This is a genomic window from Halorubrum sp. SS7 (assembly GCF_005435055.1).
GTDB classification, from domain to species: domain Archaea; phylum Halobacteriota; class Halobacteria; order Halobacteriales; family Haloferacaceae; genus Halorubrum; species Halorubrum salinarum.
The window spans coordinates 1-259 of record NZ_SGXV01000558.1 but is presented as its reverse complement, the minus strand read 5'-3'; the positions used below and the strand labels follow the sequence as shown (position 1 = coordinate 259).

At 73.7% G+C, this 259-nt stretch carries 1 protein-coding gene; it reads right to left on the bottom strand.

Annotated features, from left to right (window positions below):
- Window positions 1-259 (bottom strand): hypothetical protein (locus EXE44_RS19125; protein WP_137718119.1); only part of this gene is annotated, 259 nt, incomplete at both ends.

The window sequence follows — 259 nt, the reverse complement described above, 5'->3', positions numbered from 1 at the left end:
ACGACGGCGTCGGGACCGACGACGAGCGTGCCCCGATCGGGAGTGCCGTGACCGGGAACGGCGGTCTCCCCGTCGGCCTCGAAGGGTTCGTCGACGCCGGCGGCCCGGACCACCTCGTCGACGCCGTTCGGGAGGTGGCGGGCGACCGCGTCGGCCGGAACCACCGGCACGTCCGGTACGTCGGCGTACACGCGCTCCGCGGCGTCCGCTCGGCCGTACTCCGCGAGCAGCGACCGCCAACTGTATCTGTCGGTGACGA